Source organism: Bacillus sp. SIMBA_008, from assembly GCF_046535495.1.
Lineage (GTDB): Bacteria > Bacillota > Bacilli > Bacillales > Bacillaceae > Bacillus > Bacillus subtilis.
Window position 1 is genome coordinate 1 of record NZ_JAWRWL010000606.1, and the last position, 265, is coordinate 265.

Sequence of the window (265 nt, forward strand, 5' to 3'; positions counted from 1 at the left end):
CTCTTCGTCCTGCGTCCGGGCCTGGAGCCGGCATCGCTGATCGGGCTGGCGCTCGCCGGCGCGCTGGCCAGCCTGTCGAAGTACCTGATCGCGTGGCGCGGGCGACACATCCTCAACCCCGCCGCCTTCGGTGCGGCCGTCGTCTCGATCCTGGGCGCCTTCGGCGCGTTCGAGTGGCTCGGCACCTCGTCGTCGTGGTGGATCGGGACGCCGTCGATGGCCCTCCCGGTCGCGGTCCTCGGCCTCGCGGTGCTCTGGCGCACCG

The 265-nt window shown here is 73.2% G+C and carries 1 pseudogene; it reads left to right on the forward strand.

Going from position 1 to position 265, the window contains the following annotated elements:
• A pseudogene (locus tag SB658_RS24610) lies at positions 1-265 on the forward strand (hypothetical protein); the annotation flags it as partial.